This is a genomic window from Streptomyces sp. NPDC044719 (genome assembly GCF_056433405.1).
This window is the reverse complement of sequence record NZ_JBWKHE010000011.1, coordinates 145,849-160,046: the sequence shown is the minus strand read 5'-3', so window position 1 is coordinate 160,046 and position 14,198 is coordinate 145,849. Positions and strand designations below refer to the sequence as shown.

The following is a 14,198-nucleotide window of genomic DNA, read 5'->3' as shown; positions in this document are numbered from 1 at the left end:
GGACGGGCGGCCATGACATGGTGTCGGGACTCCGTGCGAGCTGGGCGTGTCCCGGGGTGCGCGGGCCGGGCCCGCGCACCCCGGGAAACGACTACTTCGCCTCGGAGTCGCCGTCGGTCTTCTTCGGCTCTGCGTCCGTCTTCGCCTCGGCGGCCGGGGTGTCATCGGCCTGGGCGTCGTCGCCGGCCGGCTCGTCGGCCGCGTCCTTCTTGCCGAGGTCGACGGCCTTGTCGTCAGCGGCGGCGGAGTCGTCGGTCTCGGTGAGGGAGGAGGCGTCGTCCGGGACGATGTCGGCGTCGGACTTCAGGTCGTGCTCGATGCCGTGGACGATGCGGTTGTACTCGTCGTCCGTGAGGACGGCGCCGATGGCGTTCTTGGCGAAGAGGAGCTCGACACCCGGACCGGCGTCGACGAGGACGGTGTCCTCGTGCACCTCCTTGACCGTGGCGTACACGCCCCCGATGGTGCGGACACCGCTGCCGGGCTGCATTTGGTTCCGCATGTCCACGGCCTGCTGCTGCTTCTTCTTGGCCGACCGGGTCATGAGGAACATGGCCCCGATGAGCACAATGAACGGGAGGAGGGTCAGGAGACTCACGGGTCGGTACTTCCTTCACACGACCGCGCTGTGAGCGGCCAGATGGTTGGGGGTATGTACGCCGCCGACAAAGACGGCATCGGCGGAGTCTAAGCGAGTCCGCGCGCATGGAACAACGCTCAGCATGGCACCGGGGTTCCTGCCGCGGCCACTGGCCTCGCCGTCTCGGAACGGTGACGGCGCCGTCACGCCCCGAACAGGTCCTGTTGTCCGTTTCCACCGGTCTGGGAGCGGGGCGGGGTGAGGCCGAGATGCGCCCATGCGGCAGGCGTGGCGACCCGGCCGCGCGGGGTGCGGGCCAGCAGGCCCTCCCGTACCAGGAAGGGCTCGGCGACCTCTTCCACCGTCTCACGCTCCTCCCCCACCGCGACAGCGAGCGTGGACAGGCCGACGGGGCCGCCGCCGAACAGCTTGAGCAGGGCTTCCAGCACACCGCGGTCGAGGCGGTCGAGACCTCGCTCGTCCACCTCGTAGACGGCTAGGGCGATCGCCGCGATGTCCTTGGTGATCAGCCCGTCGGCCTTGACCTGGGCGTAGTCCCGGACGCGGCGCAACAGGCGGTTCGCGATGCGGGGGGTGCCGCGGGAGCGGCCGGCGATCTCGGCGGCGCCCTCCGGCTCGACCTCGACCTCCAGGAGGCTCGCCGAGCGGTGGATGACCCGCTCCAGTTCGGCCGGTTCGTAGAACTCCATGTGCGCGGTGAAGCCGAAGCGGTCGCGCAGCGGGGGCGGCAGCAACCCCGCGCGCGTGGTGGCGCCGACCAGGGTGAACGGGGGCAGCTCCAGGGGAATGGCGGTGGCTCCCGGGCCCTTGCCGACGATGACGTCGACGCGGAAGTCCTCCATGGCCATGTACAGCATCTCCTCGGCGGGCCGGGACATGCGGTGGATCTCGTCGAGGAAGAGGACCTCGCCCTCCTGGAGGGAGGAGAGGATCGCCGCGAGGTCACCGGCGTGCTGGATGGCGGGGCCGGACGTGATGCGGATGGGGGCGCCCATCTCGGCCGCGATGATCATCGACAGGGTGGTCTTGCCGAGGCCGGGGGCGCCGGAGAGCAGCACGTGGTCGGCGGTGGCGCCACGCGCGCGTGCGGCGCGCAGGACGAGGTCGAGCTGTTCGCGGACCTTCTCCTGGCCGATGAACTCGTCCAGGTCCTTGGGGCGCAGGGCGGCCTCGACGGCCTGGTCCTCACCGTCGGCTGCCGCGCCGACGAGCCGCTCGGCGGCGGGGGCGTCGGTGGTGTCGTCCCAGTTCATGATGTGCCTCGGTGTGTGGGGGTTCAGCGGGCGCGGTTCAGGGTCTGGAGGGCGGCCTTCAGCAACTGGCCGACCTGCGGAGCGCCCTCGGCGGCCTCGGCCTGCGGAGCCACGGCGGTCACGGCCTCGTCGGCCTCCCGGGTCGCGTACCCGAGGCCGATCAGGGCCGCGTGCAGCTGGTCGCGCCAGCCGGTACTGACGGGCGCACCGACAGCCGGGGCGCCGAGCGGCTCGCCGAGCCGGTCCTTCAGCTCCAGGAGCAGTTTCTGGGCGCCCTTCTTGCCGATGCCGGGAACGGCGGTGAGCGCCTTCTCGTCGGCGGTGGCGACCGCCCGGCGCAGGGCGTCCGGGGTATGGACGGCCAGCATCGCCTGGGCGAGTCTCGGTCCCACGCCGCTCGCCGTCTGGAGCAGCTCGAAGGTCTGCCGCTCGTCGTCGTCCGCGAAGCCGTACAGGGTCAGTGAGTCCTCTCGTACGACGAGGGAGGTGTGCAGCTTGGCGGGCTGGCCCATGCGGAGCGTGGACAGTGTGTTCGGCGTGCACTGCACTGCCATGCCGACGCCGCCGACCTCGACGACCGCGGCGTCCGGGGCGAGCGCGGCGACCGTGCCGCTGACGAAGGCGATCATGTCGTACGGCCTTTCGATGTGTGCAGGGCTACGGCCTGCTGGAGTCGGTTCTGCGCCGGGGCGCGCCAGATGTGGCAGATGGCGAGGGCGAGGGCGTCGGCCGCGTCGGCGGGCTTGGGCGGCGCGCTGAGCCGGAGCAGACGGGTCACGATCGCGCCCACCTGGGCCTTGTCGGCCCGGCCGCTGCCGGTGACGGCGGCCTTGACCTCGCTCGGGGTGTGCAGCGCCACGGGGATGCCACGACGTGAGGCGCACAGAATGGCGACGGCGCTGGCCTGGGCGGTGCCCATCACCGTACGGACGTTGTGCTGGCTGAAGACGCGCTCCACGGCGACGAACTCCGGCCGGTGCTCGTCCAGCCACTGTTCGATGCCCTGCTCGACGGCGACGAGGCGGTGGCCGAGGTCGGCGTCCGCCGGTGTCCGGACGACGCCGACTCCGATCATCGTGAGCGGCCGTCCGGCGACGCCCTCGACCACGCCGACACCGCACCGGGTCAGTCCCGGGTCCACCCCCAGCACGCGCACGCGCGCCCTCCCCTTCGATTTCGATCGCCTGTTTGTGCAGGCTATCGGGTGCCACCGACAACGCCCCGCACCGACGCCCGCACCGGCTCCCGTTCAACGCGACGGGCCGACGGGATGTCCCGTCGGCCCGTGCAGCCCTCGAAGCCCGCGGCGGCGTTACGCGTCGACCTTCTCCATGATCTCGTCGCTGACGTCGAAGTTGGCGAAGACGTTCTGCACGTCGTCGCTGTCCTCGAGCGCGTCGATCAGCTTGAAGATCTTCTTGGCGCCTTCCTCGTCCAGCTCGACCTGGACGGACGGCACGAAGCTGGAGTCGGCGGAGTCGTAGTCGATGCCGGCTTCCTGGAGGGCGGTGCGGACCGCGACCAGGTCGGTGGCCTCGCTGATGACCTCGAAGGACTCACCGAGGTCGTTGACCTCCTCGGCGCCCGCGTCCAGGACGGCGCCCAGGACGTCGTCCTCGGCCAGCTCGCCCTTGGGGACGATGACGACGCCCTTGCGGCTGAACATGTACGACACGGAGCCCGGATCGGCCATCGAGCCGCCGTTGCGGGTCATGGCGACGCGGACGTCGGAGGCGGCGCGGTTGCGGTTGTCGGTGAGGCACTCGATGAGCACCGCGACGCCGTTCGGGCCGTAGCCCTCGTACATGATCGTCTCGTAGTCGGCGCCGCCGGCCTCGAGACCGCCACCGCGCTTGATCGCGGAGTCGATGTTCTTGTTCGGAACCGACTGCTTCTTCGCCTTCTGGACGGCGTCGTAGAGCGTCGGGTTTCCTTCGAGGTCGACGCCGCCCATGCGCGCCGCGACCTCGATGTTCTTGATCAGCTTCGCGAAGAGCTTGCCGCGCTTGGCATCGATGACGGCCTTCTTGTGCTTAGTCGTGGCCCATTTAGAGTGGCCGGACATCTGCCTGTCTCCTTCGCGTAACCCATCTCAGCAACGAACGCAGGAATCCTACAAGGACTCGGCTGTACGGTTCGCGCGCACCATCTCCACGAACAGGCCGTGCACACGGTGGTCGCCGGTCAGTTCCGGGTGGAACGACGTGGCCAGCGCGTTGCCCTGGCGGACCGCGACGATATGGCCGTCGTGCTCGGCGAGCACCTCGGCCGCTGCTCCGACGGACTCGACCCAGGGGGCGCGGATGAAGACGCCCTCCACCGGGGCGCCGTCGACGCCCTCGACGTCGACGGCCGCCTCGAAGGACTCGTTCTGGCGGCCGAAGGCGTTGCGGCGCACGATCATGTCGATGCCGCCGATGGTCTCCTGGCCCGAGCGAGGGTCGAGGATCTTGTCGGCGAGCATGATCATGCCGGCGCAGGTGCCGTAGACGGGCAGGCCGTTCCGCACGCGCGCGCGGAGCGGGTCCATCAGGCCGAACAGGACGGCCAGCTTCGAGATGGTGGTGGACTCGCCGCCGGGGATGACGAGGCCGTCCACCTCGGCGAGCTCTTCGGGGCGCCGCACCGCCCTGGCCACGGCATCGGCCGCGGCCAGGGCGACGAGGTGCTCCCGTACGTCGCCCTGGAGGGCCAGGACGCCTATGACGGGGGTGTCGCTCATGGGTTCCTGTGCCTTACCAGCCGCGGTTGGCGTAGCGCTCGGCCTCGGGGAGGGTGTCGCAGTTGATGCCGACCATGGCCTCGCCGAGGTTGCGGGACGCGTCGGCGACGATCTTCGGGTCGTCGTAGAAGGTGGTGGCCTTCACGATGGCGGCGGCGCGCTTGGCCGGGTCGCCGGACTTGAAGATGCCGGAGCCGACGAAGACGCCCTCGGCGCCGAGCTGGCGCATCAGGGCCGCGTCGGCCGGGGTGGCGACACCGCCGGCGGAGAACAGCACGACCGGCAGCTTGCCCAGCTCGGAGACCTCCTTGACCAGCTCGTACGGGGCGCGCAGGTCCTTGGCGGCGGCGTACAGCTCGTTGTTGTCGTAGCCGCGCAGGCGGGCGATCTCGTTCTTGATCTGGCGCAGGTGGCGGACGGCCTCGACGACGTTGCCGGTGCCGGCCTCGCCCTTGGAGCGGATCATCGCGGCACCCTCGGCGATGCGGCGCAGGGCCTCGCCCAGGTTGGTGGCGCCGCAGACGAAGGGGGTGGTGAAGGCGAACTTGTCGCTGTGGTTGACCTCGTCGGCCGGGGTGAGGACCTCGGACTCGTCGATGTAGTCGACGCCGAGGGACTGCAGGACCTGGGCCTCGACGAAGTGGCCGATGCGGGACTTGGCCATGACCGGGATGGAGACGGCGTCGATGATGCCCTCGATCATGTCCGGGTCGGACATGCGGGCCACGCCGCCGTCCTTGCGGATGTCGGCCGGGACCCGCTCCAGGGCCATGACGGCGACGGCGCCCGCGTCCTCGGCGATCTTCGCCTGCTCCGGCGTGACGACGTCCATGATCACGCCGCCCTTGAGCTGCTCGGCCATGCCGCGCTTCACACGGGCGGTGCCGGTCTCGGGAGCCTGGTTTTCGGAGATGGACACGGGTGACCTCACTGCTGGGAAAGAGGGGTTTTGTGCAGCACCGAGGAAACGTGAGGGGACCAGGCCACAGCAAGGGCCAATGACAAGCCGGTGGATCGTTTTCGCCCTGCGGCGGCGGGGATGTCCGGCCGTCAGGAGCCCGCGCGGTCGGTCAGGGCGGCCGGTGGTTCGTCGTCCATCTCGAAGGCCATCGGGAACGGCGCGTGGCCCGCCAGGCGGAACCAGCGGACCTTGCGATGGCGGCGCAGCGCGCGAGCGGCGCGTACGGCGTCGTTGTGGAAGCGGCGGGCCATGGGGACGCGCCGCACCGCCTGTACGAGCTCGGTGGCGGCCTCCTCTCCCCCGGGTGCCTCCCGCACCGCCTCCAGTTGCTGGGCCTCCGCGAAGACGGCTCGCAGCGCCTGGCTCAGCTCGCTCTCGGCGACCTCCCGCTGCTCCTCCTCCGCCTGACGGGCGGCGTGCGCGGCCTCGTAGAGCACGATCGAGGCGGCCGGATCCAGGACCCCCGAGGTCGCCAGTTCCTGCGCCACCGAGGCCCGGCGCAGCAGCTGCGCGTCCAGGGCGGCCCGGGCGGCGTCGATCCGGGCGTGGAGACGGTCGAGCCGGCCGGCGGTCCAGCTCAGATACAGCCCGATCGCGACCAGGGCGACGGCGATCCAGATGAGAGTGGTGGTCACGGGCGGCAAGGCTAGCGGCCCCACCGGCCTCCCGGTTCACCCCGCCCCAGCGGAGCCGCCCCCAGGGTCGGGCGGGGCGGGCTCCGGCTCGACCCAGACGGGAATCAGCTCGACCAGGACAGGCTCCGGCTCGACCCAGACGCAGATCAGCTCGACCGAGGCGGGCTCCGGCTCGACCCGGACGAAAATCAGCTCGGCCGGGACGGGCTCCGCGGGAATCGCCGACCGGCACCGCGGTGCACGAGGCCGCCGACGTGTCGGTCGGCGGCAGGAATCTGTCCGTCCGGTCTCAGTCCCGGGCGAACCCCAGCCTGGCTCGCAGCCCCGTCACCCGGTCGTCCTCGGCCACCGCCGCCGCGCCCGCCGTCACCGTCTCGTAGACGGACAGGATGTCCGCGCCGACGGTCGACCAGTCGAAGCGCCGCACATGGGCGCTCCCCCGCTCACGCAGTTCCGCGCGGCGCTCCGGGTCCGCCAGCAGCCGGACGGCCGCGTCGGCGAGGGCGTCGGCGTCCTCGTTCGGGAACAGTTCCCCGGCCGCCCCCCGGTCCAGGACCTGCGCGAAGGCGTCCAGGTCGGAGGCGAGGACGGGGGCACCGGCGGACATGGCCTCGACCAGGATGATGCCGAAGCTCTCGCCGCCGGTGTTGGGCGCGACGTACAGGTCGACGCTGCGCAGGAATCGCGCCTTGTCCTCGTCACTGACCATGCCGAGGAACTCGACGCGGGAGCGCAGCTCGGCTGGCAGTGTCTCCACCGCCTCCTCCTCGTCGCCGCGCCCGGCGACCAGCAGCCGGGCCCGCGGGCGGGCGGCGAGGATCTTCGGCAGGGCCTTCATGAGCACCGGCAGGCCCTTGCGGGGCTCGTCGATGCGCCCGACGAAACCGATCGTGTCGCCCTGCCACTCGGCCTTGGGCTCGGCCTCGGCGAAGAAGTCGACGTCGACGCCGTTCGGGATCACCACCGCGTCCCCGCCGAGGTGCTCCACGAGGGTGCGCCGGGCGTACTCGCTCACCGCGATCCGCGCGCTGATCTTCTCCAGGGCGGCCTGGAGGATCGAGTACGCGGCGATCATGGCCCGGGAGCGCGGGTTGGACGTGTGGAACGTGGCGACGATCGGGCCCTGCGCCGCCCAGCAGGTCAGCAGGCCCAGCGAGGGCGATGTCGGCTCGTGGATGTGGATCACGTCGAACGCGCCGTCGTGCAGCCACCGGCGCACCCGGGCCGCCGAGAGGAAGCCGAAGTTCAGCCGGGCCACCGAGCCGTTGTACGGCACCGGCACCGCGCGCCCGGCCGAGACGACGTACGGCGGCAGCGGGGTGTCGTCGTCGGCCGGGGCGAGGACGGACACCTCGTGGCCGAGGCGGATGAAGTATTCGGCCAGATCACGGATGTGGAACTGGACGCCGCCCGGTACGTCCCAGGAGTACGGGCAGACGATGCCGATCCTCACGTGGATCCCTTCGCTGGATCGAGGTCCGCGAGCCACAGGCGCTGCAGCATGTGCCAGTCCTCCGGATGGTCGGCGATCCCCGAGGCGAAGGCGTCGGCCAGCGCCTGTGCCATCACAGACGTCTTCTCGGCGCGCGTGCCTGACTCGGGCACCTCGACGGGCGGATGGACGCGGCCCCGCATCACGGGCGAGTCGTCGTACCAGAGCGTGACGGGGAGCAGCAGGGCGCCCGTCTGCTGGGCGAGCAGGGCGGGTCCGGCCGGCATCCGGGCGGTGTCGCCGAAGAAGTCGACCTCGACCCCGGAGGCGGAGAGGTCGCGGTCGGCGACCAGGCAGACCAGGCCGCCGTCGCGCAGCCGCCGGGCCAGGGTGCCGAAGGCGGTTCCGCCGCTGTGCGGCAGGACCTCCATGCCGAGGCTCTCGCGGTAGGCGACGAACCGGTCGTACAGCGTCTCCGGCTTCAGGCGCTCGGCCACCGTCGTGAACGGGATGCCCAGCTGGGTGGTGACCCAGGCGCCGGCGAGGTCCCAGTTGCCCAAGTGCGGCAGGGCGAGTATCACGCCCTTGCCGGCGGCCATGCCCTCGGTGAGGTAGTGCAGGTCCTTGGGGTCGAAACCGCCCTTGATCCGCTCCTTGCTCCAGGCGGGGAGCCGGAAGGACTCCATCCAGTAGCGCAGGTAGGAGCGCATGCCCGCGCGGGAGAGCTCGGCCAGCCGCTCGGGGCCGGCATCGGGCACCACGCGCGCGTAGTTGCTCTCCAGGCGCTGGACGCCCTTGCCGCGCTGTTTCCACGTGAGATCGGCGATGGTCCGCCCGAGCCGTACGGCGACCGGCTCGGGGAGCTTCCTGACGGTGCTCCAGCCGAGGCCGTACAGCGCGTCCGTTACCCGGTCCTGTGCGCTCACGTGGCCGCCTCGCTCCCGTGAGAGGCGTTGTGCTGCTCGCCCTCATTGTCCCGCGCGGCCGCCTCGGCCTCGGCGGACTCCCGGCGGACCGTGACGACCCGCTGGATCAGCGTGACGAGGCTGCCCACGGCGACGATCCACAGGGCGACGGGCAGCAGGTACTGGATGCCCGGCACACCGAACGCGTGCAGGCCCGCGAGCCCGGCCGCGACCAGCGAGATCACCAGCCGCTCAGCCCGCTCGACGAGCCCGTTGACGGCGACCGGCAGACCGATCGACTCGCCGCGGGCCTTGGTGTACGACACCACCTGGCCGCTGGCCAGGCAGAAGATCGACACGGCGCACAGGACGAGGTCGTCGCCGCCCCCGGCGTACCAGAGGATGAAGCCGGCGAAGATCGCCCCGTCGGCGACCCGGTCGAGCGTGGAGTCCAGGAAGGCGCCCCAGCGGCTGGAACGGCCGAGCTGGCGGGCCATGTTTCCGTCGACGAGGTCGGAGAACACGAAGAGTGTGATCACGACCGTGCCCCAGAAGAACTCGCCCATGGGGTAGAAGACCAGCGCGCCCGCGACCACACCGGCGGTGCCGATGAGCGTGACGGCGTCGGGGCTGACGCCGCGCCGGATGAGAAACGCGGCGAACGGTGTGAGGACACGCGTGAAGAATGCACGCGCGTACTTGTTCAGCATGGCCTTCCCGAGGGTCGGTGTCGCCGCATGGCCCCTGCTGGCCACCGGCTGGCCCATCGTAGCCACGCGCGCGCGTGGCTGAGGGGCGGGCACCCGGACCCCCGCGACGGATCCGACCCGCCGCTGGTGGGCGGCGCGATCGCGTCCCTCGTATGGACGCGCCGTGACGGGAGTGGAAAGCTCGAATAACCGCGGGCGTCGCCGGAGCCGCCGTGCACGCGGATCCCGCGTGTCCGCGCCCACAGTGACCTCACCGTGCACGGGAGGCAGGATCATGGGCGACAAAGGACAGACACACCCTGGGGCCGCCGGCAGGGCACAAGCGGCCGACCACCCTCAGTCCGTACGGAATGTGGTGCTGGTCGGCCACTCCGGATCGGGCAAGACCACCTTGGTGGAAGCCCTCGCACTCACAGCGGGGGCGGTGAACCGGGCGGGCCGTGTGGAGGACGGCGGCACCGTCTCCGACTACGACGAGATCGAGCACCGGCAGCAGCGTTCGGTGCAGCTCTCCCTGGTGCCCGTCGAGTGGGACGGCATCAAGGTCAATGTCCTCGACACCCCCGGATACGCCGACTTCGTCGGTGAGCTCAGGGCCGGTCTGCGAGCGGCGGACGCGGCCCTCTTCGTCGTCTCGGCCTCGGACGGCGTCGACGGCTCGACCCGCATGGTGTGGGAGGAGTGCGCGGCCGTGGGCATGCCCCGGGCCATCGTCGTCACGCACCTGGAGGCGGCGCGCGCCGACTTCGAGGAGATGACGCGGACCTGCGCCGAGGCCTTCGGCGCTGACGACCCCGACGCGGTCCTGCCGCTCTACCTGCCGCTGCATGGCCCGCAGGCGCCCGACGGGCACGCGCCCGTGACGGGTCTGATCGGGCTGCTGTCGCAGAAGCTGTTCGACTACTCGACCGGCGAGCGCAAGGAATCGGAGCCGGGTGAGGACGAGTTGCCGCTGATCGAGGAGGCCCGCAACCGGCTGATCGAGGGGATCATCTCGGAGAGCGAGGACGAGACCCTCATGGACCGCTATCTCGGCGGGGAACAGGTCGACGTCGGGACGCTGATCGAGGACCTGGAGCGGGCCGTCGCGCGCGGGGTCTTCTTCCCCGTCCTGGCCGCCGCCCCCGCGTCCGACGGCGCCCGGCAGGGGCTCGGCACGGTGGAGGTGCTGGAGCTGATCACTCGGGGCTTTCCGACGCCGCTGGAGCACGAGACGGTGCGGGTGACCACGATCGACGGCAAGCCGCGCGAGCTCAGGCCCTGCGACCCGGACGCGCCCCTGGTAGCGGAGGTCGTGAAGACCTCCTCCGACCCCTACGTCGGCCGGCTGTCGCTGATCCGCCTGTTCTCCGGCACCCTGCGCGCCGACCAGACGGTCCACGTCTCCGGGCACGGACTGGCCGACCGCGGGCACGAGGACCATGACGTCGACGAGCGGATCGGCGCCCTGTCCACGCCGTTCGGCAAGCAGCAGCGCCCGGTGTCGCACGTCATCGCGGGAGACCTGGCGTGTGTGGCCAAGCTGAGCCGCGCCGAGACCGGCGACACCCTGTCCGCCAAGGACGATCCGCTGCTCATGGAACCGTGGCAGATGCCCGACCCGCTGCTGCCCTTGGCCATCCAGGCGCACAGCAAGCCGGACGAGGACAAGCTCTCGCAGGGCCTGGCCCGGCTGGTGGCCGAGGACCCGACGATGCGGCTCGAACAGAACCAGGACACCCACCAGGTGGTCCTGTGGTGCCTGGGCGAGGCGCACGCCGACGTGGCCCTGGAGCGGCTGCGCAGCCGGTACGGCGTCCAGGTCGACGTCGTGCCGCACAAGGTGTCCCTGCGCGAGACCTTCGCGGACAGGTCGGGCGGACGCGGCCGGCACGTCAAGCAGTCCGGCGGGCACGGGCAGTTCGCCATCTGCGAGATCGAGGTCGAGCCGCTGCCGGGCGGCTCCGGCATCGAGTTCGTGGACAAGGTCGTCGGCGGCGCGGTGCCACGGCAGTTCATCCCGTCGGTGGAGAAGGGCGTAAGGGCCCAGGCCGCCAAGGGAGTCGCCGCCGGGCATCCGCTCATCGACGTACGCGTGACCCTCCTGGACGGCAAGGCGCACTCGGTGGACTCCTCCGACGCCGCGTTCCAGACGGCGGGCGCACTCGCGTTGCGGGAGGCGGCGTCCGACGCGCGGATCCATCTGCTGGAGCCGGTGGCCGAGGTGTCGGTGCTGGTCGGCGACGACTTCGTGGGCGCGGTGATGAGCGACCTGTCGGGGCGGCGCGGCCGGGTGCTCGGCACCGAGCAGACGGCCGGCGGGCGCACCGTGATCCGGGCCGAGGTGCCCGAGATCGAGATCGGCCGGTACTCGGTCGACCTGCGGTCGCTGTCGCACGGCACGGCGCGGTTCAGCCGCCGGTACGCGCGGCACGAGCCGATGCCGCCACAGGTCGCGGAACGGGTGCGAGAAGAGGCGCGCGAGGCCTCGTAGTTCGCGCCCGGCGCCACCAAGTGGCCCTCGTGAGGGCTTCCCTCCGCGTCGGCGGGCGGCTTGACGGCCGCCCGCCGACGGATGTCGGTACGTGCGGATACGCTGATGACCTGATCAACAGGTGTGCGGAGCGCGGAAGTCGGGAAGGCCGCAGATGCGGATGCGGCAGCGATGGGGGCGGCAGTGACAGACGGATTCGACTTCAGCCCAGGGGCCCAGGTGCCTCTGGCGGGTTCGGCTGGGCAGACGGCGGCGACCTACGCGCTGGCCGCGGCGGCGTACCGGGACGACGAGGTCACCAAGATCCTGAACGCCGACAACGAGTGGCACCAGTCGAAGGTGAAACCGCCGCGTCCCTGGGCGAAGATCTTCCGCCCCAGGTTCGGCGAGGCCTTCTCCCGCGCCATCATCGACCGGATGCTGGGTGCCGGGCGCAACCCGGTCATCCAGTCCTTCGGCATCGAGCCCCAGGTCGTCGTGGAGCACTGCCTGGCGGCCCACCGCATCCGCCGCGACCGCGACAACTGGCTCTCAGCGATCACGGTGATCTGCGGGGTGCTCTTCCTGCCGGGCTTCCTCGTGTGGCTGCTGGTGTTCACGCTGCGCACCACCATGGCCAAGCGCGAGGACAAGCGCGCCGGTGCCCTCGCCACGACCCTGCTGGTCGCGGTGGGCGCGCTGGCCGTGCTGTTCCTGATCAAGATGCCCTTCACGGGATTCTGGGCCCTGTACGGGCGCGCGGCGATCATCATGCCCGTCGTCGGCTGGTTCTGGGCCAAGCAGATCTGCGAGCGGACCGCCCGTGACCTGCGGGAGCGCTGGTCGAGCCTGTTGTCGGGCGGCGGCGTGGGCGCCAAGATCCCCGAAGCCGTCCCGGGCAACCCGGGCGACGCGGCCGAGCAGGTGCGCAAGGAGCTGGCCCGCCTCGGCGCCGAGCAGCGGTCCAACTCGGTCTTCTACGCCGGCCCCAAGGGCATACTCGGCATGGGCACGCGGTGGGGCAGCTGGCAGCTGGCCGAGGAGCTGGTCTCCGCCGATCCGGACAAGGAGTTCCACCCCTTCCGCAGCTGGGACGTCATCGTGGCGATCCAGGGCGGCCTGGGCATGCTGGAGCGCACATCCATCAACACCGGCGGCTTCCCCAAGCCGTCCATCACGCACTGGATCGTCACCCCGATCGGCGAGAAGGCGGCGGAGGTGTCCCGGCCGAGCGGCACGGACGTCGACGCGTACACGGTCCGGACGCACGCCATACAGGACATCTGCAACAAGCAGCAGTTCGGCAGCGGCGACCGGCACTACCTCGGCGTGCAGTGGACCCTCTGGGACGGCCATCTGGTGATCACGATGCTGATCACGGTGACCGTGCTGCACGACACCCTGCGCATCGAGGTCACCGGGCACGCCCTGGGGCCGGTGAACCCCCTGTTCAACGAGAAGCCGGCGGCCAAGGAGAAGGCGGTGCAGAAGGCTCTCCGGTTCTGGGAGACCCGCACCGTGAAGCTCCCCCTGATCGACGCCGACGAGGTGGTACGGCTGGCCGCGCGGGCCCCGCTGACCTGGTACCCGCCGCTGCTGAACTGGCTCGGCGGCAGTCTGACGCTCCCGGAGCCGTTCGGTCTGCGGCATGCGTGGGCGGATCAGCCGTGGCGGCACCGGTTCATGGCGGACGATGCGCTTCGGGCCGCGACACCTGTGCTGCGTGTGGTGCATGCGGCGGCGTTGAAGGTGCTGCGGGAGAACGGGGTGGATGTGGAGAAGTTCGGGTCGCGGTCTGCGGCGCTCAGTGGGGCTGTGCAGGAGGCTTCGCCGAAGAAGGCCGACGTTTACGACGCCTAGTTGGTGAGGTACCCGGCGTTGTTGCTGGGGCGGCCCTCAAGGCACTGGGGGAGGCACGACTGCCCGCAGGCTGGGCTAGCTGGCCGGCCAGGCCTCCGCCAGCATCTTCCTCGTGTCCGCCAGCAGCTGCGGCAGCACCCGCGTATGTCCCACCACCGGCATGAAGTTCGTGTCCCCGCCCCAGCGCGGCACGATGTGCTGGTGCAGGTGGGCCGCGATGCCCGCGCCCGCCACCGTGCCCTGGTTCATGCCGATGTTGAAGCCGTGCGCGCCGGACGCCGTGCGCAGGGCGGTCATCGCCTGCTTGGTGAGTTCGCCGAGTTCGGCGGTCTCCCCCGCCGTGAGGTCCGTGTAGTCGGCGACGTGCCGATAGGGCACGGTCATCAGGTGCCCGCCGTTGTACGGGTACAGGTTGAGCACCGCGTAGACCTGCTCGCCGCGCTTGACGACCAGGCCGTCCTCGTCGGACTTGGCCGGGATCGAGCAGAAGGGGCAGCCGTCGCCCGAGCCCGGGCCGGTCGGCTTGTTCTCGCCCTGGATGTAGGCCATCCGATGGGGCGTCCACAGACGCTGGAACGCGTCCTGCGTCCCCACTCCCAGCTGCTGCTCCGGCTCACTCGTCATGCAGTGCAGCATATGGCGTCGAGCTGGGGGGACGGCAAAGGCC

The 14,198-nt window shown here is 71.0% G+C and carries 14 protein-coding genes; 2 read left to right on the top strand and 12 right to left on the bottom strand.

Translation table 11 applies throughout. The features are described from left to right. Positions 1–91: 91 nt before the first annotated feature. The 11 genes from yajC to pgsA all read right to left on the bottom strand — a co-directional run bounded on the left by yajC (position 92) and on the right by pgsA (position 9,276). A complete protein-coding gene (gene yajC / locus AC07DF_RS36505; RefSeq protein ID WP_478981039.1) occupies positions 92–598 on the bottom strand; it encodes a preprotein translocase subunit YajC in 507 nt (168 codons plus the stop codon). A gap of 185 nt (positions 599–783) precedes the next feature. Beyond that, complete coding sequence (ruvB, locus tag AC07DF_RS36500) at positions 784–1,854, bottom strand: Holliday junction branch migration DNA helicase RuvB (RefSeq protein ID WP_478981037.1); 1,071 nt, start codon at positions 1,852–1,854, stop codon at positions 784–786. Positions 1,855–1,877: 23 nt separating this feature from the next. After that, on the bottom strand, positions 1,878–2,483 hold the full coding sequence (gene ruvA, locus AC07DF_RS36495) for a Holliday junction branch migration protein RuvA (RefSeq protein ID WP_478981035.1): 606 nt from the start codon (positions 2,481–2,483) through the stop codon (positions 1,878–1,880). Further along, entirely contained in the window at positions 2,480–3,010 is a 531-nt protein-coding gene (gene ruvC, locus AC07DF_RS36490) for a crossover junction endodeoxyribonuclease RuvC (RefSeq protein ID WP_478981033.1), read from the bottom strand. The genes ruvA and ruvC overlap by 4 nt, the downstream gene beginning before the upstream one ends. A 156-nt stretch (positions 3,011–3,166) precedes the next feature. Further along, positions 3,167–3,919, bottom strand: coding sequence for a YebC/PmpR family DNA-binding transcriptional regulator (locus AC07DF_RS36485; protein WP_454364377.1), 753 nt, complete (start codon positions 3,917–3,919; stop codon positions 3,167–3,169). A gap of 48 nt (positions 3,920–3,967) precedes the next feature. Beyond that, complete coding sequence (pdxT, locus tag AC07DF_RS36480; RefSeq protein ID WP_478981031.1) at positions 3,968–4,576, bottom strand: pyridoxal 5'-phosphate synthase glutaminase subunit PdxT; 609 nt, start codon at positions 4,574–4,576, stop codon at positions 3,968–3,970. Between the two features lie 13 nt (positions 4,577–4,589). Beyond that, a complete protein-coding gene (pdxS, locus tag AC07DF_RS36475; protein WP_478981029.1) occupies positions 4,590–5,495 on the bottom strand; it encodes a pyridoxal 5'-phosphate synthase lyase subunit PdxS in 906 nt (301 codons plus the stop codon). Positions 5,496–5,626: 131 nt separating this feature from the next. Next, positions 5,627–6,172, bottom strand: a complete 546-nt coding sequence (locus AC07DF_RS36470) for a LemA family protein (RefSeq protein WP_478981027.1) — start codon at positions 6,170–6,172, stop codon at positions 5,627–5,629. A 289-nt stretch (positions 6,173–6,461) separates the two neighbouring features. Further along, positions 6,462–7,625 (bottom strand): glycosyltransferase family 4 protein, encoded by a 1,164-nt coding sequence (locus tag AC07DF_RS36465; protein ID WP_478981025.1) that lies wholly within the window; start codon positions 7,623–7,625, stop codon positions 6,462–6,464. Further along, the gene (locus AC07DF_RS36460) at positions 7,622–8,530 is read right to left on the bottom strand and encodes a phosphatidylinositol mannoside acyltransferase (RefSeq protein ID WP_478981023.1); all 909 of its coding nucleotides are present in this window, start codon (positions 8,528–8,530) and stop codon (positions 7,622–7,624) included. The genes AC07DF_RS36465 and AC07DF_RS36460 overlap by 4 nt, the downstream gene beginning before the upstream one ends. After that, positions 8,527–9,276: a phosphatidylinositol phosphate synthase gene (gene pgsA, locus AC07DF_RS36455; protein WP_454364382.1), complete on the bottom strand. Its 750-nt coding sequence runs from the start codon at positions 9,274–9,276 to the stop codon at positions 8,527–8,529. The genes AC07DF_RS36460 and pgsA overlap by 4 nt, the downstream gene beginning before the upstream one ends. Before the next feature lie 217 nt (positions 9,277–9,493). Between pgsA and AC07DF_RS36450 the strand changes: the two genes are divergently transcribed. Together AC07DF_RS36450 and AC07DF_RS36445 are read left to right on the top strand one after the other, a co-directional pair. Then, positions 9,494–11,692 carry an elongation factor G-like protein EF-G2 gene (locus AC07DF_RS36450; protein WP_478981020.1) on the top strand — a complete coding sequence of 733 codons (2,199 nt, stop codon included), beginning with the start codon at positions 9,494–9,496 and terminating at the stop codon, positions 11,690–11,692. Between the two features lie 171 nt (positions 11,693–11,863). Continuing rightward, positions 11,864–13,531: a hypothetical protein gene (locus tag AC07DF_RS36445; RefSeq protein ID WP_189726470.1), complete on the top strand. Its 1,668-nt coding sequence runs from the start codon at positions 11,864–11,866 to the stop codon at positions 13,529–13,531. 75 nt (positions 13,532–13,606) lie between these two features. Here the strand turns inward: AC07DF_RS36445 and AC07DF_RS36440 are convergent, their stop codons facing one another. Beyond that, positions 13,607–14,167: an HIT family protein gene (locus tag AC07DF_RS36440; protein ID WP_478981018.1), complete on the bottom strand. Its 561-nt coding sequence runs from the start codon at positions 14,165–14,167 to the stop codon at positions 13,607–13,609. Between the last annotated feature and the right edge of the window lie 31 nt (positions 14,168–14,198).